Source organism: Actinomycetota bacterium (genome assembly GCA_035697485.1).
Classification (GTDB): domain Bacteria; phylum Actinomycetota; class UBA4738; order UBA4738; family HRBIN12; genus JAOUEA01.
In genome coordinates this window covers 1-25,347 of the sequence record DASSCU010000033.1, presented here as the reverse complement: position 1 = coordinate 25,347, position 25,347 = coordinate 1, and the positions used below count along the sequence as shown (strand labels likewise).

Annotated in this window: 21 protein-coding genes; 13 read left to right on the top strand and 8 right to left on the bottom strand. The window is 70.2% G+C overall.

The window, feature by feature from the left end:
* The first annotated feature begins 10 nt into the window (after window positions 1-10).
* The 8 genes from coaE to VFI59_09815 all read left to right on the top strand — a co-directional run bounded on the left by coaE (window position 11) and on the right by VFI59_09815 (window position 6,049).
* A complete protein-coding gene (gene coaE, locus VFI59_09850) occupies window positions 11-619 on the top strand; it encodes a dephospho-CoA kinase (GenBank protein HET6713999.1) in 609 nt (202 codons plus the stop codon).
* A gap of 7 nt (window positions 620-626) precedes the next feature.
* Window positions 627-1,328: an HAD-IA family hydrolase gene (locus tag VFI59_09845; GenBank protein HET6713998.1), complete on the top strand. Its 702-nt coding sequence runs from the start codon at window positions 627-629 to the stop codon at window positions 1,326-1,328.
* Window positions 1,325-1,693: a DUF2203 domain-containing protein gene (locus VFI59_09840; GenBank protein HET6713997.1), complete on the top strand. Its 369-nt coding sequence runs from the start codon at window positions 1,325-1,327 to the stop codon at window positions 1,691-1,693. Before VFI59_09845 ends, VFI59_09840 begins: the two co-directional genes overlap by 4 nt.
* Before the next feature lie 26 nt (window positions 1,694-1,719).
* Window positions 1,720-2,739, top strand: coding sequence for a D-2-hydroxyacid dehydrogenase (locus VFI59_09835; protein HET6713996.1), 1,020 nt, complete (start codon window positions 1,720-1,722; stop codon window positions 2,737-2,739).
* Window positions 2,736-3,122, top strand: a complete 387-nt coding sequence (locus VFI59_09830; GenBank protein HET6713995.1) for an ATP-binding cassette domain-containing protein — start codon at window positions 2,736-2,738, stop codon at window positions 3,120-3,122. Before VFI59_09835 ends, VFI59_09830 begins: the two co-directional genes overlap by 4 nt.
* Window positions 3,123-3,458: 336 nt before the next feature.
* Complete coding sequence (locus VFI59_09825; protein ID HET6713994.1) at window positions 3,459-4,358, top strand: ABC transporter substrate-binding protein; 900 nt, start codon at window positions 3,459-3,461, stop codon at window positions 4,356-4,358.
* A 144-nt stretch (window positions 4,359-4,502) separates the two neighbouring features.
* Complete coding sequence (locus tag VFI59_09820; GenBank protein ID HET6713993.1) at window positions 4,503-5,291, top strand: amino acid ABC transporter permease; 789 nt, start codon at window positions 4,503-4,505, stop codon at window positions 5,289-5,291.
* Entirely contained in the window at window positions 5,288-6,049 is a 762-nt protein-coding gene (locus tag VFI59_09815; protein ID HET6713992.1) for an amino acid ABC transporter ATP-binding protein, read from the top strand. Before VFI59_09820 ends, VFI59_09815 begins: the two co-directional genes overlap by 4 nt.
* 1 nt (window position 6,050) lies before the next feature.
* Here the strand turns inward: VFI59_09815 and VFI59_09810 are convergent, their stop codons facing one another.
* The gene (locus VFI59_09810; GenBank protein ID HET6713991.1) at window positions 6,051-9,458 is read right to left on the bottom strand and encodes an adenylate/guanylate cyclase domain-containing protein; all 3,408 of its coding nucleotides are present in this window, start codon (window positions 9,456-9,458) and stop codon (window positions 6,051-6,053) included.
* Window positions 9,459-9,516: 58 nt separating this feature from the next.
* The gene (locus VFI59_09805) at window positions 9,517-10,050 is read right to left on the bottom strand and encodes a hypothetical protein (GenBank protein ID HET6713990.1); all 534 of its coding nucleotides are present in this window, start codon (window positions 10,048-10,050) and stop codon (window positions 9,517-9,519) included.
* Between the two features lie 102 nt (window positions 10,051-10,152).
* Between VFI59_09805 and uvrB the strand changes: the two genes are divergently transcribed.
* Window positions 10,153-12,174, top strand: coding sequence for an excinuclease ABC subunit UvrB (gene uvrB / locus VFI59_09800; protein ID HET6713989.1), 2,022 nt, complete (start codon window positions 10,153-10,155; stop codon window positions 12,172-12,174).
* Window positions 12,175-12,186: 12 nt separating this feature from the next.
* Here uvrB and VFI59_09795 read toward each other — a convergent pair whose 3' ends face one another.
* Together VFI59_09795 and betA are read right to left on the bottom strand one after the other, a co-directional pair.
* Window positions 12,187-12,594, bottom strand: a complete 408-nt coding sequence (locus VFI59_09795; protein ID HET6713988.1) for a VOC family protein — start codon at window positions 12,592-12,594, stop codon at window positions 12,187-12,189.
* On the bottom strand, window positions 12,591-14,255 hold the full coding sequence (gene betA, locus VFI59_09790) for a choline dehydrogenase (protein HET6713987.1): 1,665 nt from the start codon (window positions 14,253-14,255) through the stop codon (window positions 12,591-12,593). The genes VFI59_09795 and betA overlap by 4 nt, the downstream gene beginning before the upstream one ends.
* 120 nt (window positions 14,256-14,375) lie before the next feature.
* On the opposite strand from betA, the gene VFI59_09785 reads away from it, so the two are divergent.
* Window positions 14,376-15,410, top strand: coding sequence for an amidohydrolase family protein (locus tag VFI59_09785; GenBank protein HET6713986.1), 1,035 nt, complete (start codon window positions 14,376-14,378; stop codon window positions 15,408-15,410).
* Between the two features lie 43 nt (window positions 15,411-15,453).
* On the opposite strand, the gene VFI59_09780 is transcribed toward VFI59_09785, so the two are convergent.
* The 4 genes from VFI59_09780 to VFI59_09765 are packed head-to-tail and all read right to left on the bottom strand — an operon-like array spanning window position 15,454 to window position 19,974.
* Window positions 15,454-16,575: an aminotransferase class V-fold PLP-dependent enzyme gene (locus tag VFI59_09780; protein ID HET6713985.1), complete on the bottom strand. Its 1,122-nt coding sequence runs from the start codon at window positions 16,573-16,575 to the stop codon at window positions 15,454-15,456.
* A gap of 34 nt (window positions 16,576-16,609) precedes the next feature.
* The gene (locus tag VFI59_09775) at window positions 16,610-16,960 is read right to left on the bottom strand and encodes a hypothetical protein (GenBank protein HET6713984.1); all 351 of its coding nucleotides are present in this window, start codon (window positions 16,958-16,960) and stop codon (window positions 16,610-16,612) included.
* A gap of 10 nt (window positions 16,961-16,970) precedes the next feature.
* Window positions 16,971-18,956, bottom strand: coding sequence for a S9 family peptidase (locus VFI59_09770; GenBank protein ID HET6713983.1), 1,986 nt, complete (start codon window positions 18,954-18,956; stop codon window positions 16,971-16,973).
* Window positions 18,957-18,996: 40 nt separating this feature from the next.
* On the bottom strand, window positions 18,997-19,974 hold the full coding sequence (locus VFI59_09765) for a magnesium transporter (protein HET6713982.1): 978 nt from the start codon (window positions 19,972-19,974) through the stop codon (window positions 18,997-18,999).
* 96 nt (window positions 19,975-20,070) lie between these two features.
* Between VFI59_09765 and uvrA the strand changes: the two genes are divergently transcribed.
* The 3 genes from uvrA to VFI59_09750 all read left to right on the top strand — a co-directional run.
* Entirely contained in the window at window positions 20,071-22,947 is a 2,877-nt protein-coding gene (uvrA, locus tag VFI59_09760) for an excinuclease ABC subunit UvrA (protein HET6713981.1), read from the top strand.
* A 48-nt stretch (window positions 22,948-22,995) separates the two neighbouring features.
* On the top strand, window positions 22,996-24,681 hold the full coding sequence (locus VFI59_09755; protein HET6713980.1) for a cupredoxin domain-containing protein: 1,686 nt from the start codon (window positions 22,996-22,998) through the stop codon (window positions 24,679-24,681).
* 45 nt (window positions 24,682-24,726) lie between these two features.
* The coding region (locus VFI59_09750) for a GIY-YIG nuclease family protein (protein ID HET6713979.1) at window positions 24,727-25,347 on the top strand (621 nt) is incomplete at its 3' end.

The following is a 25,347-nucleotide window of genomic DNA, read 5'->3' as shown; positions in this document are numbered from 1 at the left end:
GGGTAACGACGTGCTCCTCGTCGGCCTCACGGGTGGCATCGGGTCGGGCAAGTCGACGGTCGCGCGCATGCTCGCGGCGCGTGGCGCGGTGGTCCTCGATTCCGACATGCTCGCGCGTGAAGCCGTCGAACCGGGCACGTCGGGGTTCGATGCCGTGGTCGCTCGCTTCGGTGACGGCGTGCTCGGCTCCGACGGCTCCCTCGACCGAGAGGCCCTCGCGTCGATCGTCTTCGCCGACGACGTGGCGCGCGCCGACCTCGAGGCGATCGTGCACCCGGTGGTCCGGCGAGCGATCGCCGAAACGGTGGCCGCACACGCCGGGACCGACGACGTGGTGGTGGTCGACTCCCCCTTGCTGATCGAGACGGGCGCGCACGAGGGGTTCCCGGTCGTCGTGGTCGTGACGGCGTCCGTCCACGCACGCGTTGCCCGCCTCGTCGAGCGAGGCATGGCCGAAAAGGACGTGCGCGACCGCATGGCCGCTCAGATGCCCCTGGAGGAGAAGGTCGCGTACGCCGACGTGGTCCTGGACAACGAGGACACCGTGGCCGGCCTCGAGGAGCGGGTCGACCAGCTCTGGTCGGACCTGCGCTCCCGGGCCCTATCATCGCCGGCGTGAGGACGACGTGAGGTTCCGGGCCGTGCTCTTCGACGCGGGGGAGACCCTTGTGCATCCGTCGCCGTCGTTCCCCGAGCTGTTCTCCCGGATCGTGCGGGACGCCGGCCACGAGCGCGACCCCGACGACGTGCTCGAGGCGAGCGCGGCCGTGCTTCGTCGCTTCAGCGAAGCGTCGCGCGACGGGGACCTGTGGACGCTCTCGCCCGAGGCCTCGCGCACGTTCTGGCTCGGGGTGTACGGACGCATGCTCGAGTCGCTCGGCCTCCCCTCTGCCGACGGCCTCCGCGAGACGCTCTACGAGGGGTTCACCGATCTCGGCAACTACGCCTTGTTCGACGACGTGGCGGAGACGCTCGACGGTCTGGCCGAGGCCGGGGTCACGCTCGGCATCGTGTCGAACTTCGAGGCCTGGCTCGAGGACCTGCTGGCTGCGCTCGGCGTGCGCGACCGATTCCCGGTGCGCGTGATCAGCGGCATCGAGGGCATCGAGAAGCCGGACCCACGCATCTACCGGCTGGCCCTCGAACGTGCCGGGGTATCGCCGAGGGAGGTGGCCTTCGTCGGCGACAACCCGGAGTACGACGTCGTCCCGCCAGCGGTGCTGGGCATGTTCACGGTGCTGATCGATCGTCGCGAGCGGCATCCGGCGCATCCCGGCGCCCGCATCACCGACCTGCGTGCCCTCACCGGCGTGCTGGAGACGGCATGACGGCGAAGGTCTTCGACGTCGCGCAGGCCGAGGCGACGCTGCCATTGCTCATGGAGCTGCTGCCGCGGGTCCGCGACGCGCGCCGGGCGCTGGTCGACGCGAGCGACCGCATCACCGCGGCCGTGGAGACGGACGGCGGCGGCGTTGCCGGCACCGACTGGTTCACGGCGCAAGAGCGACTGCGTGAGGACCTCACGACACTCGCCGATGAGGGCATCCTGCTCCGCGACCCCGAGATCGGGCTCGTGGACTTCCCTGCCGAACGCGAGGGCAGGCGGGTGTTCCTCTGCTGGCGCCTCGGAGAAGCCTCGGTGACCTGGTTCCACGAAGAACACGCCGGCTACTCGAACAGGAAGCCGCTGTGAGCCCAGCCGATCGGAGGCCCGTCGTCGTGGTCGCAGGCGCCGACGCCGCCGATCCCCCGCCGGGCATCGAGGCGGCGACCGAGGTGGCAGAGCTGCGTTACGCGCCCGAGCTTGGAGCCCTCTCGAGGCTCCTTCCGGACGCCGACGTCGTGTTCCTGTGGCGCCTCGATCCGACCTGGCTGCCCGGGCTCTGGCCGGCCCCCGATCGCCTCCGATGGATCCAGTCGGCGTCGGCGGGGGTCGATGCGCTCCTGTTCCCAGGATTGATCGAGAGCGACGTCGTCGTGACGAACGCCGCCGGCGTCTTCGACGAGCCGATCGCCGAGTGGGTGGTCGGGGCGATGCTCGCATTCACCACGGGGCTGCAGCGATCGATCGTCGACCAACATCGAGGGGAGTGGACGACGGGACGCACGACCGAGCGGCTCGAGGGAGCGCGGCTCGTGATCGTCGGCCCCGGACCGATCGGCCGGGCGACGGCCACACGCGCGCTCGCCCTCGGCATGTCGGTCACCCTCGTCGGCCGGCAGCCGCGAGCACACGAGACGTTCGGCGACGTGCTCGGCGTCGCGCAGCTCCACCGCGCGCTCACCGACGCCGACCACGTCCTCGACGCGCTGCCGCTCACCGCGCAGACCCGGGGCCTGTTCGACGCGAACGCGTTCGCGGCGATGCCCGCGCGCGCTCGCTTCTACAACGTGGGACGCGGGGGCACGGTCGACGAATCCGCGCTCGTCGAGGCGCTGGCGGCCCGCACGATCGCCGGCGCGGCCCTCGACGTCTTCGCGACCGAGCCGCTGCCGGCCGAGAGCCCGCTGTGGGCGATGCCGAACGTGATCGTCTCGCCCCACATCAGCGGCGACGCCGAGGGGTGGGAAGGTCGTGTGGTGTCGGTCTTCGTCGAGAACCTGCGACGGTTCTCCGAGGGCGAGCCGCTCGAGAACGTCGTCGACAAGGAAGCCGGCCACGGCACGGGCGAGCCGCCTGCGGGCCACGGCCGAGGACTTCCCCCGGGTCCGACCGCACGTGGCGATGGAGGCCGATGAGCGAACGCGTGATCGATGTCCGGGGCCTCCGCATGGCCTACGGCGACGTGGAGGCCGTCAGGGGCATCGACCTCTACGTCGACCGGGGGGAGGTGTTCGCCCTGCTCGGCCCCAACGGCGCCGGCAAGACGACCACGGCGAGATCCTCGAGGGGTACCGCGACCGCACCGGGGGGCGGGGTGCGCGTGCTCGGCAGCGATCCCGCATCGGGCGGAGCCGAGCAGAAGCGGCGGACCGGCATCGTCCTGCAGTCGACAGGCGTCGACCCGTTCCTCACGGTGCGGGAGACGGTTCAGCAGTACGCGGGGCACTACCCAGCGCCGCGGGAGGTCGACGAGGTGATCGAGCTCATGGGCTCGCCGAGAAGCGCGATACCCGTGTGAACAAGCTCTCGGGCGGGCAACAGCGTCGGCTCGACGTGGCGGTCGCGCTCGCCGGCGACTCGAGCTGCTCTTCCTGGATGAGCCCACGACCGGCTTCGACCCCAACGCGAGGCGCAACGCACGGGAGATCGTGCGCAACCCTCGCCGACCTCGGGAAGACCGTCTTCCTCGCGACCCACTTCATGGACGAGGCGCGGGGTCGCAGGCCTCGTGCTCGCCGCTCGGTTCTTCAGCTGGGAACCCCGCAGGTAGCACGAAACGCTCTGCTAGGCTCCGGACCCTGGGCGCGAGGCGGTGGTTGCCTGCCTGGGACGACACGAACGAGGGGGATGCGCGATGCGGAGATTCCTGCTCGGGCTCGCGGTGCTCGCGATCGTCGCGGCCGCCTGCGCGCCCGAAGACGAAACGAGCCAACCCGCCGACAGCGGCGGCGCCACCGAGCCGGCGCCCGTGGACGCCGCGACCTGTGCGGCCGACGCGGACCTCGTCAACGAGGGCACGCTCACGATCGCCACGGGCAACCCCGCGTACAAGCCGTGGTACGGAGGCAAGAGCGTCGAGGGCTCCGAATGGGAGTCCGGCCAGTTCACGGGCGATCCGCACTCCGGCGAGGGATACGAGTCCGCGTTCGCTTACGCGCTCGCCGAGGAGCTCGGCTTCAGCGAGGACCAGGTGCAATGGCTCGGCATCCCGTTCAACAAGTCCTTCGCGCCCGGTCCGAAGGACTTCGACTTCTCGATGCAGCAGGTCTCGATCACCGAGAAGCGGGCGCAGGCGGTCGACTTCAGCGACGGGTACTTCGACGTGAACCAGGCACTGATCGCGAACGAGGGTTCGCCGGCGATCGGCGCGACCACGCTGGCCGAGCTCCAGGATCTGAGGCTGGGCGCACCGATCGGCACGACGAGCCTCACGGCGATCGAGGAACTCGTCCAGCCGACCGAGGGCGCCAGCGTCTACGACGACCTCGACCTCGCGCTCAAGGACCTGAAGAACGGACAGATCGACGGCGTGGTCGTCGACTTCCCGACCGCGTTCTACGGCTACGCCGACGTCGTCGTCGGGCAGTTCCCCGACTTGGGCGAGCAGGAGCAGTTCGGCCTGACGTTCGAGAAGGGGAACCCGTTCGTGGAGTGCGTGAACCTGGGCATCGCTGCGCTCGAGGCCGGCGGGACGCTCGATGCGCTGAAGGACGAGTGGCTCGAGACCGACACGAGCGTTCCGACCTTCGAGTAACCGAGGGGCTCCGATCGCGCGGTGAGCGACGTAGGAGGGCAACCCACCGTCGACGGGGCTCCGCGTCCCGATCCTCGAGAACCCCTGTCCCCGTCGGGCGGCAGGGGTTCTCGCATCTTGGGCGGGGGCGACGGGACCCGCAGCGTGTGGATCGCCGTCGTCAGCACGGTGATCTTCTTCGCCGTCGTGATCCTGGCGGTCGTGAACTCGCCGGGCTGGTCGGCGCCCGGTGGCGTGAGGCAGCAGTTCTTCAACCGGGAGATCTTCGAGGAGTCGCTGCCGAAGATCCTCGACGGCTTCTGGCTCAACGTGCGCATCTTCCTGATCGCCGAGGTCCTGGTGCTGATCCTCGCCCTGGTGCTCGCGGTGATGCGGAGCCTGCCGGGTCCGGTCTTCGCGCCGCTGCGCCTGCTCGCCGTGTCGTACTCGATCCTCTTCCGCGGCGTTCCGACGATCCTGGTGATCTTCATCCTCGGGTTCGGCATGCCGGCGTTGGAACTGCAAGGGGTGCCCAACAGCGACGTGTTCTGGGCGATCGTGGCACTCACGCTCGTGTACTCGGCCTACGTCGCTGAGGTGTACCGGGCCGGCATCGAGTCCGTACACCCCAGTCAGACCGCCGCGGCCCGGTCGCTCGGCCTGCGCCGGGGCCAGGCGATGCGCTACGTCGTGCTCCCGCAGGCGATCAAGCGGGTCCTGCCGCCGCTCCTGAACGACTTCATCGGCCTGCAGAAGGACTCCGCGCTGGTCGCGGTCCTCGGCGTCACCGAGGGGCTCCGTCAGGCGCAGATCACACAGGCGACCTTCTTCAACTTCACACCGTACGTGTCGCTCGCCCTCGTCTACGTGGTGATCACGATCCCGCAGGTGCTCTTCGTCGACTGGCTGATCAAGCGGGACCAGCGCCGGCAGCAGGCCGGGGGAGTCGCGTGATCCCCACGACGCAAGGGCCGGCGATCGTGATCGAGGGGCTCCACAAGTCCTTCGGTGACCTGCAGGTGCTGCGGGGCGTCGACCTCGAGGTGGCCGACCACGAGGTGATCTGCCTGATCGGCGCATCCGGGTCGGGCAAGTCCACCCTGCTGCGGTGCGTGAACCTGATCGAACCGATCGACGCCGGACGCATCGTGGTCGAGGGCGACGAGATCACGGCGCCGGGGATCGACGTGAATGCGATCCGCCGGCGCATCGGCATCGTGTTCCAGTCGTTCAACCTCTTCCCCCACATGAGCGTGCTCCGCAACATCACGCTCGCGCCCACGAAAGTGGTCGGCACGAGCGGACCGCAGGCAGAGGCAGAGGCGCGTGAGCTGCTCGACCGCTTCGACCTGGCGGACAAGGCCGAGGAGTACCCCGACCGCCTCTCCGGCGGCCAGCAGCAGCGGGTCGCCATCATGCGCGCCCTCGCGATGAAGCCGGACATCATGCTGCTCGATGAGGTCACGAGCGCGCTGGACCCCGAGCTCGTGGCCGAGGTGCTCGACGTGATCCGCGAGCTCGCGGCCGCCGGCATGACGATGCTGATCGCGACCCACGAGATGGGCTTCGCGCGCGACATCGCGACGCGCGTGTGCTTCCTCGACGAGGGCGTGATCGCCGAGCAGGGACCCCCCGAGCAGATCTTCGACGATCCCCGGCAGGAGCGGACCGGTCAGTTCCTGGCCAGGATCGTGGCCGCGGGGCGCTTGTGACTCAGTCCAGGGTGCGCTCGACCGCCTCCAGGTCGTCGAGGTAGGGCATCGCCCCCAGCGCCTCGAACGTCGGCCGTGCCTGGGTCAGCCGCGCGCGGGCGTCGCCGGCGCGCCCGAGCTTGACGAGACAGCGGGCCGATCCCACCCGCGCGAGTGCCGTCTCGAGCGGGAAGCCGTAGGACTCCCACTCTGCGCCGACCCGCGCATGCAGGTCGAGCGCGCCGGTCGGGTCGCCCCACGTCTCCTCGAACGTCGCCCGTCCGGTGTCGTGGGAGAGCTGAAGCCTGCGCGACGAACCACCCTCGTTGATGTCGACGTCGAGGATCCCGGCCGCCCGGGTCCGCTCGTCGGCCTTCGCAAGCATGCGCACGGCCAACGGCAGGAAGCCCGTCCGGAAGGTCGGCTGCGACGCTGTCGACGCGGTGAACGCGTCGAGATGCATGAGCATGCCGCGCCTGTCGTCGTCCGCGCACGCGATCTCGGCCGCGAGCAGGAACGCCGGTGCGAGGTACTCGACCGTCCCGAGCTGCGTCGCCCTGTCCATCAGCTCCTTGGCGCACGCCCGAGCGGTCTCGTGATCCCCTCTGCGGAGCGTGACCCACCCCTGGAACTGGACGGCGACCGACCCCGGCTGGGTTTCACCGCCGTGGTCGGCGTCCCATCCGCGCAACCATGCCGCCGTGGAGAGCACGTGATCCCAGTCGCCGGTGTCGAACAACGGCTCGAGCACGCCTCCGCGGGCCCACGCGTAGGAGGTCTCGAGCCCCCGGGCCACGCAGAACGTCGCCATCTCCTCCCAGACCGGCTCCGAGGCGGCGGGCCCCTGGTGGTACCAGAGCTCATACGCGTAGTTGTTGTACGCGGTCGCCGTCTCCTCGCCGAGCCCGTACTCCACGCCCACTCGCAAGGCCTCTCGCAGATCCTCGAGACCGGCGTCGTCGCCGAGCTTGCTGCGGCTCGCCCCGCGGTACTGCAGCGCGAGCACCTCCTCCCGATGCAGCGCCATCTCTCGGGCGAGCCCCAAGGCCCGCTCGGACCACGAGACGCACTGGCGCAGCTCCCCGACGACCCACAGATGGCCGGCCATGCGGGTGGTGGCGTGCGCCAGCGCCGGACCGGGAGGGTGTGCCTCGAGCACCTCGATCGCCTGCTCCAGCAGTGGCCCCTCGCCCTCGATGTCACCCCGCTCGAACCGCGATCGCGCGAGCATCACGGTCGCGTCGGCCGCTCCGACCTCGTCCTCATGCAGGGCGAACAGGTCGACCGCGGCGCGCAGGTCGTCCTCGGCCTGGTCGAACCGCCCTGCCACGAGGGCCGCGGTCCCGGCGCCGACCAGGGTGCGAGGACGCCTCGGGTCGTCGTCGGCCATCAGGTCGAGGGCTCGCCGGGCATGGGCGAGCGAGCGGGCGGGGTCGAGCCCTACGGCGCGCTCCGAGGCCGCCAGCAGGTGGTCGACCGCCTGATCGGCCATCTCCCAAGCCATCGCGTCGCCGGCCGCCTCGGCCAGGTCGTGGGCCTCTACGTAATGGGAAGCGAGACGCTCCTCCCGGTCGGCGGCGCCGCCGCCGAGCGTCGAGCCGAGCCACCCGGCGACGGCCCGGTGCTTGCGGGCCCGATCCGCCCGAGGGATGCGCCCGTACGCCACGTCGCGCACGAGCACGTGCCGGAACGCGTACTCGGTCTGCCCGGCGACCGAGGTCGTCTTGGCACGGCGCAGGATCTCGCGTTCCACCAGCTCCTCGAGCGTGGTCCGCGTCACGTCGTCGGAGGCGCCGTTGACCGCGGCCACCGCGCCGGGCCAACAGGTCAGACCGACGACGGCGGCGTCCTGCGCGGCGGCGCGCAGACGCGTGGGGAGCGCGTCGAGGCGCGACGAGAGCAGGGCCTGGATCGTCGGCGGGAGCGCGCCGGTCGCGGCGCGTGCCCCGCCGCCGGCGTCGCGCCTGGTCTGGTCGCGCAGCATCCGCATGAACTCCTCCGCGTACAGCGGGTTCCCACCCGAGCGTTCGACGACCGCCTCGGCCATGTCCGCCGGCAGCGTGTCGCGGTCGCGCAGAGCGGCCACGAGCTGTGCGGTCTCGGCCTCCGACAGGGGCGCGAGCCGCATCGTCGTCGCGCCCGGCCGGTCCCCCCACCCCGGCCTGACATCGAATAGCTCCCGGCGTCCCGCCACGATCACGGTGAGGGGCACGGTGCCGACGTTGTCGAGCAACAGGTCGAGGAAGGAGAACAAGGCCGGCGAAGCGTCGTGCATGTCCTCGAACGCCAGGATCGTCGGGTTCTCCTGTGCGAGACGCTCGACGAACGTGGACCACGCCGAGAACGTCTCCTCACGGGTGGGGTCGTCGGCCGCCGCGCGGGCCGTGACCAACGGCAGGAGGTGGCGGTGCAGCCGATGCACCTCGTCGGCGGTCGTCGCGACCCGTTGGAGGGTCTCATCGAGTTTCGAGGCGACCGCCTCGGGCGGGTCGGAATCGAGGATGCCCGCCTCGGCCTTCACGACATCGGCGAACGGCGCGAACGCCGTCGTGTCCCCGTACGGGGTCGGTCGTCCCATGCGCCAGCGCACGAGCTCGGGGAGGTTGTCGGTCACGACCGACAACTCCGCGATCAGCCGGCTCTTCCCGAGCCCGGCGTCGCCCACGATCGTCACCAACCGCGGACGCCGGTCGCGCAGCGACGACAGGAACTCGGCACGCATCGTCCGAAGCTCGTCACGCCGACCGACGAACGGGGCGCCCGTGGGGTCGGGTGGCTCGATCGCCATCCGCCCTCGCGACTCGATCGGTGCCCAGATCGGGATCGGCTCTGCCTTGCCCTTCACGGTGACCGGGCGAAGTTCCTGCCATCGGAAGGTGAAGCGCGTCGCGAGGTACGTTGACGCGGCGACCACGAGCCCGTCGGGCGGGGCGGTCGACTGCAGCCGCGAGGCCGTGTTCACCACGTCGCCCGTCACCCGCTCACCGATGCGCGGGCCCCGTCCCAGGGAGACGACGACCTCTCCCGTCGCGATGCCCACCCGGACCGCGAGCGACGACGGGTCCTGCAGACGCAGGGCCTGCATCTCCTCCCTGATGCGCAGCGCGGCCCGCACCGCGCGCTCGGCGTCGTCCTCGTGGGTGACGGGAACACCGAAGACCCCGAACACCACGTTGCCGACGACCTTCTCGACCGCACCGCCGAACCCCTCGATCTGCCGCTGGAGCAGCTCATGGAAGGGCCGCAGGGTCGCCGTGAGGTCCTCGGGATCCAAACCGGGCTCGAAGCGTCGCTGCACGTCGACGACGTCGGCGAACAGTGCCGTGATCAGCCGGCGTTCCTCGCCGGGAGAGTCCAGCGGGGTGCCGCACGCGATGCAGAACCGAGCCTGCTCAGGATTCTGTGCACCACAGTTCGGACAGATCCGCACGCCCCGAGTCTACGGAGGCGTGTCCTCCCCCCGATAAGCACCTCGCAGAACGGTGAGGCTATCCGGCCCGCGTCACGCTCCGGACACGGGTTCCGGTCACCTGGTGGGCGACGTCGGGCTCGCCCGTCGACGCCAGCGCTGCCCATCGACCGCGAGGCACGCGGTCGGCCGTCCAGGTGAGGTTCCCCGTGGTGCACAGCTGGGCTTCCTCCGTGTCCGTGAGCGTTGCCCACGTGACCTCGAACGCGCCTTCGGCCGTCTGCCCGCGGAAGACGCCGGTCACGTGGAGCGCCTCATACAGGAACCGCTCGTCGAACGCGAGCCGTCGCCCGTCGAGCCGATGGCCGACCCCCCCGAAGCTCCACCACGACGAGTACTCGAGCGTCGTCGCGTCCTCACAGTGGAGGGCGGCGTCGAACCGGAGCCCCTTCATCGACATTTGTCCTTGCTGCCCGACCCGGACCCGGAACCCGATCTTCGTGCCCGCCGAGGTCTCGCCCGCGTACGCTCGGATCCGAGCGGCGGTTGCCGGGGTCGCTCCGAGCATCACGAAGAGGGTGACGGCGAGCGGAACGATCGCTGCACGGCGCATACAGTGCCTCCTGACTGAAGGGTTGCGACATCGTGACATGCGCCCGGCACCCTCACATCGGTCCCATCGCCCCATGTCGGCGTGGCTCTCTAGACTGACCCCGTGCCCCCGTTCACCTTGCGCTCGGAGTTCAGGCCTGCCGGCGACCAGCCTGCCGCGATCGAGCAGCTCACCGCGGCCGTGCAGGCCGGCGACGAGCACGTCACGCTGCTCGGCGCCACGGGCACCGGCAAGACGTTCACGATCGCGCACGTCGTCGAGCAGGTGCAGCGTCCCACCCTGGTGATCGCGCCGAACAAGTCGCTCGCCGCCCAGCTCGCCAACGAGTTCCGCGAGGTGTTCCCCGACAACGCGGTCGAGTACTTCGTGAGCTACTACGACTACTACCAACCCGAGGCGTACATCCCCTCGACCGACACGTACATCGAGAAGGACAGCTCGGTCAACGACGAGATCGAGCGGCTGCGCCACTCGGCGACCGCCGCGCTCCTCGGCCGCCGCGACGTGCTGATCGTGGCGAGCGTTTCGTGCATCTACGGGCTCGGGTCGCCCGAGGAGTACGAGGGGCAGATCCTCCGGCCGTACAAGGGCACCGACATCCCCCTCGAGTTCGCGATGCAGCGGCTCGTCGACATCCAGTACTCGCGCAACAACGTGAGCCGGGCGCGCGGCACGTTCCGGGTGCAGGGCGATACGCTCGAGGTATTCCCGCCGTACGAGCAGACCGGCTACCGCATCGAGTGGTGGGGGGACACGGTCGAGAAGATCTCGCGGTTCGATCCGGTCACGGGCGAGATCGTGGCCGGCGATATCGTCGACCTCACCGTCTTCCCGGCCTCGCACTACGCGACGAGCGAGGGGCGCATGAAGGCCGCCGTCGTCACGATCGAAGAGGAGCTGCACGAACGGCTCGCCGAGCTCGAGGGGGAGGCCAAGCTGCTCGAGGCCGAGCGGCTGCGCATGCGAACGAGCTACGACCTCGAGATGATGCGCGAGGTCGGGTTCTGCAGCGGCATCGAGAACTACTCGCGGCACATCGACGGTCGCAGCCCCGGCACGGCGCCGTACACGCTGCTCGACTACTTCCCCGACGACTACCTCGTCGTGATCGACGAGTCGCACGTGACCGTCCCGCAGATCGGCGGCATGTACGAGGGCGACCTCTCGCGCAAGTCGGTGCTCGTCGAGCACGGGTTCCGGCTGCCGAGCGCGATCGACAACCGCCCGCTGAAGTTCGAGGAGTTCGCAGAGCGCGCGCGGCAGACCGTCTACATGTCGGCCACTCCGGGGCCCTACGAACTGCGCCACTCCACGAAGGTGGTCGAGCAGATCGTGCGCCCGACCGGCCTCGTCGATCCCGAGGTGCAGATCCGCCCCACGAAAGGACAGGTCGACGACCTGATCGAGGAGATCCGTCGCCGCGCCGAGGCCGACCAGCGCGTGCTCGTCACGACGCTCACGAAGAAGATGGCCGAGGACCTGACCGACTATCTCGTCGAGATGGGCATCCGTGTGCGCTACCTGCACTCCGAGGTCGACACCCTCCAGCGGATCGAGATCGTGCGAGACCTGCGGCTGGGTGAGTTCGACGTGCTCGTCGGCATCAACCTGCTCCGCGAGGGGCTCGACCTGCCCGAGGTCTCGCTCGTCGCGATCCTCGACGCCGACAAGGAAGGCTTCCTGCGCTCGGAGACGTCGCTGATCCAGACGATCGGCCGGGCGGCGCGCAACGTCGACGGCACGGTGCTGATGTACGCCGACGCCGTGACCGACTCGATGAAGACCGCGATCGGTGAGACCCAGCGGCGACGCCAGATCCAGCAGCGGTACAACGCGGAGCACGGTATCGATCCGCAGACCGTGCAGCGCAAGGTCACCGACATCCTGCTCTCGCTGCGTGGTGAGTCCGATCCGAAGGCGACGGCCCCGACGAAGCCACGGCGTCGACGCGCCCCACGCGAGGAGATGCCGACCGAGGAGCTCGAGCGGCTCGTCCAGGGCCTCGAGGAGGAGATGCACCAAGCCGCGAAAGATCTGCGTTTCGAGTACGCGGCGCGCCTGCGCGACGAGGTGCACGACCTGAAGCGCGAGCTGAAGCAGCTCAGGGAAGCCGGCGTCGCCTGAACCGGCTCAGCCTCAGGAAGCCGGTGCGAAGAACTCGACCGCGATCCCGTCGGGGTCGCGTGCCGTGACGACCGTCGCGTATCCGGGCTCCTCGAGCGGGCCATGCGTCACGCCGAGCGCGTCGAGGTGATCGATCCAGTCCCGAACCACGTCGCCGTCCGCGCACGCGATCGCGAAATGGTCGAGACCCACGTGGCGATGATCGAACCTTCCGTCCGCCGGCCCGCCCGCGTGTACGGTGAGTCCGACCGTCAAGCCGCCGTCCGATCGCATCACCGATCGGACCCATCCCTCGCCCGATCGGTCGGCGACCTTGCGTACCCCGAGCACCTGCTCGTACCACCGCATGCTTCGCGCCAGGTCCGTCACGGTGAGCGACACGTGCTGATAGCCGGCCACGACGGCTGGCGGAAGACTCATCTCAGCTCGGCCCGGTGGCGGTAGAAGTCGACCTTCTCCGGCTCGAGGGGCGTGTTGCCGAGGATCAGATCGGCCGACTTCTCGGCGAGCATCATGACGGGCGCGTAGATGTTCCCGTTGGTGACGTACGGCATCGACGAGGCGTCGACGACGCGCAAGCCTTCGAGCCCGTGCACCTTCATCGTAAGGGGGTCGAGCACCGACATCTCGTCGACGCCCATGCGTGCGGTGCACGAGGGGTGCAGGGCGGTCTCGCCGTCCTTCGCGACCCAGGCGAGGATCTCCTCGTCGGTCTCGACGCTCGGACCGGGTGAGAGTTCGCCACCGTTGAAGGGGTCGAACGCCGGCTGCGTGAGGATGTTTCGGGCGACCCGGATCCCCTCGACCCATTCCCGTCGATCCTGGTCGGTCGAGAGGTAATTGAAGCGCAGCGCGGGATGCACCCGCGGGTCGGCACTCTTCAGCTTCACGGAGCCGCGAGCGTCTGAGTACATCGGCCCGATGTGGACCTGGTAGCCATGGTCGCCCGATGGCGCCGAGCCGTCGTAGCGGATCGCGATCGGCAGGAAGTGGAACATCAGGTTCGGGTAGTCGACGTCGTCGTTGCTGCGCACGAACCCGCCCGCTTCGAAGTGGTTCGTCGCCCCGAGCCCGGACCGCAGGAACAGCCACTCGGCGCCGATGAACGGACGACGCCACATCTTCATGCCGGGTGCGATCGATACCGGCTGCGTGCACGAGTACTGCACGTACACCTCGAGGTGGTCCTGCATGTGCTCGCCGACCCCCGGCAGGTCGTGGACCACGTCGATCCCGAGCGTCTGCAGCTCGGCGGCGTTGCCGACCCCCGAGAGTTGCAGCAGTTGCGGCGAGTTGAAGGCGCCGCCGCAGAGCACGACGTCGCCGCCCATCGCGCGCTTCGGCGACCCGTCGCGACCCTGCGTGTACTCGACCCCGATCGCGCGCGTGCCGTCGAACAGGATCCTCGTGACGAAGGCGCGCGTCCGGACGTCGAGGTTGGGCCGCGACATCACGGGGTGCAAGTACGCCCGCGCCGCCGAGAGCCGGCGTCCACGATGGATCGTGCGGTCGAACGGCGCGAAGCCCTCCTGCCGGAAGCCGTTCACGTCGTCGGTGAGCGGGTACCCGGCCTGCTGCACGGCCTCGAAAAACGCCCCGAACAGCGGCGTCGTTGCCGGCCCGCGCTCGAGCACGAGGGGCCCGGCGTGCCCGCGCATCTGGTCGGTGCGGTCCGAGGCGAGCGCGCGCTCCATGCGCTTGAAGTAAGGCAGGCAATGCGCGTAGTCCCACGTCTCCATGCCCGGGTCCGACGCCCACCGCTCGTAGTCGAGCGGGTTCCCGCGCTGGAAGATCATGCCGTTGATGCTGCTCGACCCGCCGAGCACCTTCCCTCGTGCGTGGTAGACGCGGCGACCGTTCATGTGTGGCTCGGGCTCGCTCTCGTACTTCCAGTCGTAGTACTTGCTGCCGATCGGGAACGCGAGCGCCGCCGGCATGTGGATGAAGACGTCCCAGATGTAGTCGGGGCGCCCCGCCTCGAGCACCAGCACGCGGTTCGAGGGGTCGGACGAGAGCCTGTTGCCGAGCGCGCTGCCGGCGGAACCGCCACCGACGATCACGAAGTCGTACCGCCCACCCATCAGCGTGCCTCCTCGCGTCTGTCGCCGACCGCGAGCATGCACCAGCAGCACGCCGGCTGCACCGCCGGCGTTGCCCATCCCGCAACGCGCGGTGACCGTCCGCGGGTTAGGGTTCGGCGCGTGGCTCGACTTGTGATCCGTGCGCCGCTCGCATGGCTCGGCCCCGGGCGTGCGACCCCCGACGTGCAGGTGACCTGCGAGAGCGGATCGATCGTGGAGGTCGGTCGCGTCCACCCGGTGCCCGAGACCGACGAGCTCGTGGTGGCCGACGGCTTCCTGCTGCCGGCGGGCGCCGACCGTCACGTGCACATCGAGCTCGGCGACCCGGGGGCGATCCTGCGCCGGGGCGTGACCGCGGTCCGCGATCTGGCGTGGCCGTCGGAGGCGATCTTCCCGCTCGCCGAGGCGTCGGAGATGCCCGGCTTCAACGGTCCGTTCGTCAGGGCGACCGGTCCGATGCTCACCGCGCCCGGCGGGTACCCGACGCGGGCATCGTGGGCGCCGCCCGGCACCGGCCTCGAGGTGGCCGACCCCGAGGAGGCCGCGGTCGCGGTTGCGGGCCTCGCGACGAGAGGCGCCGTCGCGATCAAGGTCTCGCTGAACGCCGAGGCGGGGGCGACACCGAGCGACGCGGTGCTCGCGGCGATCTGCGATGCGGCGGCCGAGCACGACCTGCCGGTGACGGCACATGCGCAGGGGGCGGGGCAGGTCGCGCGGGCGTTGGGCGCCGGCGTCGGCGAGCTGGCGCACGCGCCGTGGAGCGAGCGCCTCGACGATGCGACCGTGGCCGCCGCCGCGTCCCGCCAGCGATGGGTCTCGACGCTCGACATCCACGGTTTCGGCCGAGACACGCCCGAGCTCCGCTGCGCCCTCGACAACCTGGCGAGGTTCCATCGCTCGGGCGGCGAGATCGCCTACGGCACCGACCTCGGCAACGGTCCCATCCCGCCGGGGGTGCACGTCGACGAGCTGCGATGGCTGCGCGCCGCAGGGCTCACGACCGAGGAGGCCCTCCAGGCGTTCGTACGCGCACCGATCGAGGTCGGAGCCCCTGCCGATCTGCTGGTCGTGGGGGAGAGTCCCCTCGGCGACGTCGCGGCGCTCGACGACATCAGGGTCGTCGTCCGGGCGGGACGGATCGTGCCCACCCGGTAGTCTGCTTCAGACTACTCGGCGGCGACCCCGTCCCCGACCGGATTCAGCGCGAGGCCAACACCGCCCGCAGCTCGTCGAAGCACCGATCGACGTCTTCCTCGGTATTGAAGAAGTGCGGGCTGATCCGGAGGCCGTCGCCGCGGAAGTCGGTGCAGACATCACGAGCGAGCAGCTCGTGGCAGATCGCGTCGGCGTCGGCGCCGACCCGCACGTTCACGACACCGCCGCGCTCACCGCGCTCGCGGGGGGTCCGCACCGCCAACCCGGCCTCGTCGGCCCGCGCGATCACGTGATCGGTCAGCTCGCTCTGGCGCGCCCGGATCCGCTCGACACCCACCTCCGAGATGATGTCGATGCCGCCCTGCGCGAGGAAGAACACCGGCGCGGGCGGGGTGCCGTGCTCGAGCCGGCGCGCCGTGGGGTGGTACGCGAGGTGCTCGGTGTCGAACGAGAACGGATCCTCGGTCGCGAACCACCCGGTCACCGTGGGCTCCAACGCCGGCAGCAACGAACGCCGAGCGTAGAGGAACACCATGCCCGGCCCCCCGCACATCCACTTCAGCGAGCCGGCGGTGTAGAGGTCGCAGCCCAGGCCGTGCAGGTCGAGCGGCACGGTGCCGAGGCCGTGGTAGTCATCGACGAACGAGAGCGCCCCTCGTTCCCGCGTCAGCGCGCAGATCGCCGCAGCGTCGACGACCGCGCTCGACCGGTAGAGCACACGATTCACCATGACCAGTGCGGTGTGCTCGTCGATCGCCTCGTCGTAGTCCTCGAGCGGGATCGTGAGCCCGTCGGGAGATCGCAGCCAGACGATCTCGGCGCCCGTCTTCGCCGCCCAGGCGAGCCAGACATGCCCGTCGGTGGGGAAGTCGAGCTCGCTCAGGATCACGCGGTTCCGCTCACCGCGCAGATCGATCGCCGAGGCGACGGTCGCGAGCGCCACCGAGATGTTCGTCGTGATCGCGACCTCGTCCGCGTCGCACCCCGCCAGCGCCGAGAAGGACCGCTTCAGACCCGCCATGGCTGGGAAGATGTCCTCGAACCAGACGTGGTCGGGCGCGCCCTTCGTCGCCCACGCGTCGAGGTAGCCGTCGAGCAGCGCGCGCGAACGGTGCGAGATCGGCCCGAGCGAGGCGCTGATCAGGTACGTCTTGCGATCGAGCACCGGGAACTCGTCCCGGTACGAGGCGAGATCGCGCTCAGGCGCCGTCGCCGGTCTCCTCGGCGGCCCCGGCGGCGTCGCTCGCCTCACTCGTCTCGTCCGGGTGGTGCCCGCGATCGTGCTCCAGCAGGTAGTCGACGTACATCGGCCGCAAGGCCTCGCCGAGCGGGCCGGAGTCGGCGTCGTAGAGCAGGTCGTTCAGCAGTGCCAGAGGACGGCGCACGTCGGTCTTGCTCCGCTCATCGTCGCCGATGACTTCCTCGGCCACCGGCAGCGCCTTCAGCAGCTCCCAGAAGAACCCCACGTCGAGCCGGCGCTTGGCGAGGGCGATCGTCCGATCGTAGAGATCCTTCGTCGGCAGGGCTTCGAGTTCGGCGCGGGTCGTCATGCCAGGCAGCCTAGCGTCCGTCGCCCCTGCCTGGCAGGAACCGCTCGAACCAGGCGACCGTGCGAGTGGCAAGGTCGAGGATCGCTGGGAACTCGCCCACGCCGTGCCCCTCCTGGGGGTACAGCACCACCTCGGCGGGCACCCCGTGCTCGCGGAGCGCCCGGTAGAACTCCACGGCCTGGCCGACCGGGGTCGCACGGTCGTGGCGACCTGACGTGAGCAGCACGGGCGTCGTGACGTTCGCGGCGTGCAGCGCCGGGCTGCGGCCTGTGTACTCCTGCGGCACATCGTGCGGCTGCCCGCCGAGGAAGTCGCCCACCCACGCGCCGAGGCTGCTGTCGAACCGTTCGGACCACCAGTCGGTCACCGGGGAGATCGATACCGACGCCTTGAACCGCTGATCGCGGGTCGGGATCCATGCGGCCATGAACCCACCGTAGCTGCCTCCAGTCAGGACGAGACGGTCGGGGTCGGCGAGGCCGGCGGCGACCGCGGCGTCGACGCCGGTGAGCACGTCGTCGACGTCAAGCCCACCCATGTCGCCGACGACCCGGCCGGCGAACCCTTGGCCGTGGCCGGTCGACCCCCGCGGGTTCGGCTCGAGGATCGCGAACCCGCGCGAGAGCAGCAGCGCATCGAGCACGCCGGGGAAACGGTCGTCGGAACTGCCGATCGGGCCGCCGTGCACGTCGAGCACGAGCGGGAACGGTCCTTCGCCCGACGGCAGTGTGAGCAGCCCCTCGATCTCGAGGCCGTCGGTCGAGGTCCATCGCATCACCTCGCGCCGCCCGATCGCCCCGAGCACGACGTCGTGACCGGCGTGGCGCGGGGCGGCGACCTCGCGCTCGTCCTCGTCGCGGTCGACGACGACGATGGACGGGGGCCGACGATGCGACGACGTGAGCACCGCGATCCCGTCGCCGAACGCGGCGCCGCTGGGGTGGTAGAGCTCACCGACCGATCCGTCGGTGGTCCAGATCTCGCGGACGATCCCCCCGGCCGTCACCTCGAGGGCGACGGAGACGAGGCCCCGGCGTCCGAAGACGAGAAGCTGCTCCTCACCGATCCAGACGGCGCGCGACGCGTCGACGTCACCGAGATCCACCAGCGACATCGTGCCCGAGGCGATGTCGATCAGGCGGAGGTCGCCGCAGACCACGACCCGGTCGCTGCAGACGGCCTCGATCACCGCGGCCGTCGTGCCCGACGGTGAGCCCGCGACCCAACCGAATTGCACATCGCTCGACGCCAGCTCTCGCTCCGAGCCGTCGGCAAGGTCGATCAGGGACACCCCCGCCCGGTACCAGGCGTCCTCACCCGCGCCGTCGGAAGTGACGGCGACCGCGTGGTCGGTGCCGCACCAGTCGGCTTCCCAGACGTTGCGAACCTCGGCCGAGATCCGCCGGCCCTCGCCGGTCGCGGCGTCGATCAGCCAGAGCGACCGCCGTTCCGCGTCGCCGTCGTCGACGGACTCGACGTCGGGCACCCACGCCGGCACGTCCTGCTCGCCGCCCAGGGTGCCGGAACCGAGCGCGTCGGCCTGCTCGGCGGCGCGTCCCGCGACCCCGACGAGGATGCCCTCGCCGTCGGCCGACCACCGATGCCACTCCACGGCGCCGGGAAGCGCCGCCACCTGGCGGGCCTCGGCGGGCAGATCGGCATCGAGCACGTACAGCTGGTGCCGCCCCTTCTCCGCTCGGTCGGAGCGGAAACTCAACCGCCTGCCGTCGGGAGACCATCGTGGCTCCGAGTCGTCGTTGGGTCCGTCCGTGATCTGGCGGAGCCCCGTGCCGTCGGCGCCGACCAGGCAGATCCGGCCGAGAGGGTGGCCCTCCAGGCGGTCGAGCCGCTGGCCGCGGAACGCGAGCCAGCGACCGTCGGGCGAGGGAGCCGGGTCACCGGCGGGCGTGGCGGTGCCGAACCCCGGCTCGAGGACCGAGCGGAAGAACGACTCGAGGTCCTTGAACAGTGGCGTCTCGCGCAGGTCTCGTTCCATCGGAGGAGGATAGGCGGTCCGATCACCCCGCGTTCCGGCCTCAGACGATCGCCGTCGCGATCCAGAGGTAGAGCAGGATCGAGAGCAGATCCTGGATCACCGTCGCCAGCGGGCCGCTCCCGAAGGCGGGGTCGACCCCGGCCCTGCGGAGCAGCGCAGGCAGGGCCATGGCGACCACGCTGGCCACACCGCACGCCGCGAGCAGCGACAGGGCGACCGCGATCGCCACGTCGGGGTCCCCACGCCACCACAGCACGAACGGGAAGGCCAGCGCCGCCAAGGTGAGCCCGATCAAGAGGCCGGTCGCGGACTCCCGACGCACGACCTCGCGGATGGACACTCCGACCGAAAGGCCACGGATGATGAGCGTCTCGGTTTGGGTGCCGACGGCATCGGCCATGTACACGATCCCGGGGAGGAAGACCGCGAGCACCGCGGCGCGCGCGAGGTCGGCCTCGTAGCTCCGGACGAGCACGGCTGAGGCCGCGGCGCCCGCGAGCCCGATGATCAGCCACGGCAGCCGATGACGGAGCCGACGTCCGATGGACTCCCGGCTCGAGATCCGGGCCTCCGACGTGTCGTGCAGCGACCCACCGAGGCGCGACAGGTCTTCTTCGTGCTCCGCCGCGAGCACCGCCAGGAGTGCATGGGGGGGAACCAAGCCGAGGAAACGCCCGTTCGCGTCCTCGACGGCCACGGTGTGCGCGAGACCGTTCACGACCTGCCAGGCCGCCACCTCGGGGTCGGTCTCGGGCCGGGCGCGCGGCGGGTCTGGATCCATCAAGGCAGAGGCGATGGACTCGTCGGAGGCCGACAGCAGCGCTTCGACGGCGAGAAGTCCCGCCATGTGCCCATCCCGCAGGACCACCACCGCGGGCGCCCGGTAGGGCGGCGACCCGCGGAGCTCGGCGCGGATCTCGCCGATCGACGCCTCGACCGAGGCGACCGGCACGTCTCGCTCTGCCAGAACCCCGATCGTCCTGGCGCGCGCGACGCCGGCCCTCGTCAATGTCGACATCGTTGCATCCTCCTTGGGCGATCCCGGCGGTGATCTACGACACGCTACGACGCTCCCCGGAGCGTGTCGCCGGGCGCCACTACACTGGCTCACCGTATGGGCACCGACTCCCTCGTCATCCACGGCGCCCGTGAGCACAACCTCAAGAACGTCACGCTCGAGCTCCCCCGTGACCGCCTGATCGTGTTCACGGGCCTGTCCGGCTCCGGCAAGTCCTCGCTCGCCTTCGACACGATCTACGCCGAGGGACAGCGGCGCTACGTGGAGTCGTTGTCGGCGTACGCGCGACAGTTCCTCGGCCAGATGGAGAAGCCCGACGTCGACTTCATCGAGGGCCTCTCGCCGGCGATCTCGATCGACCAGAAGTCCACGTCGCGGAACCCGCGCTCGACCGTCGGCACGATCACCGAGATCTACGACTACCTGCGCGTGCTGTACGCCCGCGTCGGACACCCGCACTGCTACAACTGCGGCCGACCGATCGGGCGACAGACCCCCGACCAGATCGTCGACCAGGTGATGGAGCTGCCCGACGGCACCCGGTTCCAGGTCCTCGCCCCCGTCGTTCGCGGGCGCAAGGGCGAGTACGGCAAGCTGCTCGACGAGCTCGCGCGGAAGGGCTTCCCACGTGCGCGCATCGACGGCGAGGTGCGGGAGCTCGACGAGCCGATCCGGCTGGCCAAGACGTACAAGCACACGATCGAGGTCGTCGTCGACCGGCTCGTCGCCAAGCCCGACATCCGGCGCCGCGTCGCCGACTCCATCGAGACCGCGCTCGAGCTCGCCGAGGGCATCGCATCGATCGCGGTCCAGACGCACGACGGGGGAGAGGAGCTGCAGAACTTCTCCCAATCGTTGGCGTGCACGCACTGCGGACTCTCGTTCGACGAGATGGCCCCGAGGAACTTCTCGTTCAACTCCCCGTACGGCGCGTGTCCGACCTGCGACGGCCTCGGCACGCGGCTCGAGGTCGACCCCGAGCTCGTCGTGCCCGACACCGATCTCTCGGTGCGCGAGGGCGCGCTCGCCCCCTGGGCGAGCGCCACGCTCGAGTACTGGAACCGGGTGCTCGAGTCTGTCGCCGAAGCCCACGACATCGACCTCGACATACCGTTCCGCCGCCTCGCGAAGAAGCAGCGCGACGTGCTGCTCTACGGCAGCGACGAGCAGATCCACGTGCGGTACAAGAACCGGTACGGACGGCAGCGTTCCTACTGGACCACCTACGAGGGCGTGGTCACCAACGTCGAGCGGCGTCACCGCGAGACCGACTCCGAGTCCCAGCGAGACAAACTCGAGCAGTTCATGCGCGAGATCCCGTGCCGGGCGTGCAAGGGTGCGCGCCTGCGACCCGAAACCCTCGCGGTCACCGTCGCCGGTCTGAACATCGCCGAACTCACCGACCGCTCGATCCGCGACACACTCACGTTCGTCGACACGATCGACCTCAGCGAGCGCGAGCTGATGATCGCGGAGCGCCTGCTCAAGGAGATCCGTGAGCGGCTCCGCTTCCTCGTCGACGTGGGGCTCGACTACCTTTCGCTGGCGCGGCCCTCCGGCACGCTCGCGGGCGGTGAGGCGCAGCGCATCCGGCTGGCCACCCAGATCGGCTCCGGGCTCGTCGGGGTGCTGTACATCCTCGACGAGCCGTCGATCGGGCTCCACCAGCGCGACAACAAGCGGCTGATCGACACCCTCGTTCGCCTCCGCGACCTCGGGAACACGCTCGTCGTCGTCGAGCACGACGAGGCCACGATCCTCGAGGCCGACCACATCGTCGACATCGGCCCGCTCGCCGGGGAACACGGCGGCGAGATCGTGTACTCGGGCGACCTCAAGGGACTGCTCGAGTGCGAGGCGTCGATCACCGGGGCCTTCCTGACCGGGCGCCGACAGATCCCCACGCCCGAGATGCGCCGCACGCCCGGCGATCGGCGGGTTCGGCTCGAGGGGGTTCGTGAGCACAACCTGCAGAACGTCACCGTCGACGTGCCGCTCGGGCTCTTCGTCTGCGTCACGGGCGTGAGCGGTTCGGGCAAGTCCACGCTCGTCCAGGACGTGCTGCTGCGCGCGCTGATGCAGAAGGTGTATCGCTCTCGCCTGCAACCTGGGAAGCACAAGAAACTCCACGGATGGGAACAGGTCGACAAGATCGTCGACATCGACCAGTCGCCGATCGGGCGCACCCCCCGGTCGAACCCGGCGACCTACACGGGCGTGTTCGATCACGTGCGCAAGCTCTTCGCTCAGGTGCCGGAGGCGAAGCTGCGTGGCTACCAGCAGGGCCGGTTCTCGTTCAACGTGCGCGGCGGACGATGCGAGCACTGCGCCGGGGACGGTCAGATCAAGATCGAGATGCACTTCCTGCCCGACGTGTACGTCACGTGCGAGGTCTGCAAGGGCAAGCGGTACAACCGCGAGACGCTCGAGGTGCGCTACAAGGGCCGGTCGATCGCCGACGTGCTCGAGATGAGCGTCGACGAGGCGCTCGAGTTCTTCCAGCACATCCCCCCGATCAAGCGGCACATGCAGACGCTCTCCGACGTCGGCCTCGGCTACGTGCGATTGGGCCAACCCGCGCCAACCCTGTCGGGCGGCGAGGCCCAGCGCATCAAGCTCAGCTCCGAGCTCCACAAGCGGGCGACCGGCAACACGATGTACGTGCTCGACGAGCCGACCACCGGCCTGCACTTCGAGGATGTGCGGAAGCTGCTGGCGGTGCTCCAGCGTCTCGTGTCGACCGGCAACACCGTGCTCGTGATCGAGCACAACCTCGACGTGATCAAGACCGCCGACTGGCTGATCGACCTCGGACCCGAGGGCGGGGACCAAGGAGGCAAGGTCGTCGCCACGGGCACGCCCGAGTCCGTTGCCGTCGAACCCATGTCCCACACGGGCAGGTTCCTCGCCGAGGCCCTGGAGCGTCCGCAGCTGCCGCTCGAGACCACCGACTCGCTCGTCCCACAGGGGTGATCCGGCTGCCCTGCACCGGGGCCGATGCTTGTTAGTATCCCCGCCGACGTGACCACGCGCCTGCTGATCATCCTGTGTGCCCTGGCCCTCAGCGTCGCCGCCTGCGGCTCGATCCCGGAAGGCGAGGTCGTCAGCGGTGAAGGCGAGCGCTTCGTCCCGTTCGTCGCCGAGTTCCTCGACGATGCTGGCCTCGGCAACGCGGTCGCCGTCGACGCCGAGGGCGTGCCCCACACCTCCTACTGGATCTTCCCGGCCGTGCTCGAGGAGGGCGAGATCCCCGTCGGGCGCCCGATCGGCGCCCCGTACATCACGACCGACGACCCCGAGGCCAAGGACGGCGCCGCGATCGGCGTCGCGAGTCTGTCGGCCGACGGCGTGTGGACGAGGGGGGCCGCGGCCCAGGTTCGAGAGACCCCGACCGGCGTCTACATCCCCTACGGGCCCGCGTTCGACAAGAGCCTCGTCGGGGCGACGGCCGAGAACACGAACGGCACCGACATCGCGATCGACGACGCCGGCGGCAAGCACGTGGTCTGGACCAGCCAGAACGGCATCTCCTACGCCGGTGGCACCGACGCGTTCACGGTGGAGCAGGTCTACGACTACGGCTTCAGCCTCCGCAAGGCGGGACCGATCGGGCAGGCGTCCGTCACCGCCGACGCCGACGGCAACCCGTGGGTCGCCTACACGCTGAACGCCTCCGGACAGGAGGTGCGGGTCGCGACGAAGTCTGATGACGGGTGGAGCACGCAGACGGTGGCGACGATCCCGCAGTGCGCGGGCTGCCCGCAGCCGCAACCGACCCGTATCGGCGTGACCTCGGCGGGGCCGACCGTGGCGTGGGTCGACACCGACGCCGGCGCGGTGATGGTCTCGGTGCTCGACGGCGACGAGTGGGTCGCCAGCGAGGTGGCCGGCGGCGTGAGCGGGCAGGGCCTCGATATGGCGGTCGATGCTGACGGCAACGGTATCCTCACGTTCTTCGACGATGACGGCGGCGTGCAGCTCGCCCACCAGAGCGGGGCGGGCTGGTCGCTCACGAAGATCGCCGACGCCGCTCCAGCCGATCCCGAGACGATCGGGAACCTGGCGTCGACGACGAGCATCGCCGTCGACGACGAGGGCGGTCTCGTCGCCGCCTGGGACGACGCCGACGGCGTGGTGCTGGCCACGAGCGACGACGGCGAGACGTTCACCCCGATCGAGACGGCCGACACGCTCGGCGGACGCTCGGGCTCGGTGGGGGTGAGTCCCGACGGCGCGAACATCTTCCTCGCTTGGTACGACATGGAGGGTCAGAACCTGCGGTTCGGCGTCCAGGGCGACATCGGGGAACTCCCGGTGGCGGCACCGAGCCCGACGGTCGCTCCCGACCAGATCCCGGCCCCGACGACCGATGGCGGTGAATGCGGCGCCGACGGCGAGATCCTGCTCGACATCGTCGCGAGCGGGGTCGCGTGGGACACGAGTTGCCTCGTCGCCCCGGCGGGCGAGGCGTTCACCGTGAACATCGACAACCAGGACGCCGGGATCCCGCACAACTTCGACCTGCTCACCGAGGAGGGCGGCGATGAGATCGGGAAGACCGCGGTCGAGCCGGGTCCGGTCCAGCAGACCCTCGACGTCGACCCCCTCGATGCCGGGGAGTACTTCTACGTCTGCGACGTGCACCCGACGACGATGACCGGCACCATGGTCGCGATCGAGTCTGGCGGCGGAGGCGGCGGCAACTAGCCCTCGCTCGCCGGTCGTGTCCGGCGGCACGACTACGATGACCGGGTGAGCCTCACCCGACCCCCCGCCGGCGACATCCCCGACGAGCCGGGGGCGTACCTGTTCCGCGACGCCGACGGACGGGTGATCTACGTCGGCAAGGCCCGGTCGCTCCGCAAGCGCCTGGCGAACTACTGGGGCAAGCCCCTGCACCCCCGCACCGAGGCGATGGTCGCCTCGGCCGAGAGCGTCGAGTGGATCGTCGCGAGCGGCGAGGTCGACGCCCTGATGCTCGAGTACAACCTGATCCAGCGCCACCGGCCGCGGTTCAACATCCGATACCGCGACGACAAGAGCTACCCGTACCTCGCCCTCACCGTGGGAGAGGAGTGGCCGAGGGCACAGGTGCTCCGGGGCGCCAAGCGGAAGAAGGTCCGCTACTTCGGGCCGTACGGGCACGCGTGGGCGATCCGCGAGACCGTCGACCTGATGCTGCGGGTCTTCCCCGTCCGCACCTGCTCGGCGGGCGTGTTCCGGAACGCGGCGTCGGCCGGCCGGCCCTGCCTCCTCGGCTACATCGGCAAGTGCTCGGCGCCCTGCGTCGGCCGGGTGACGCCGGAGGAGCACCGTGAACTGGCGGAGGATTTCTGCGACTTCATGGCCGGCCGCACCGGCACGTACATCCGC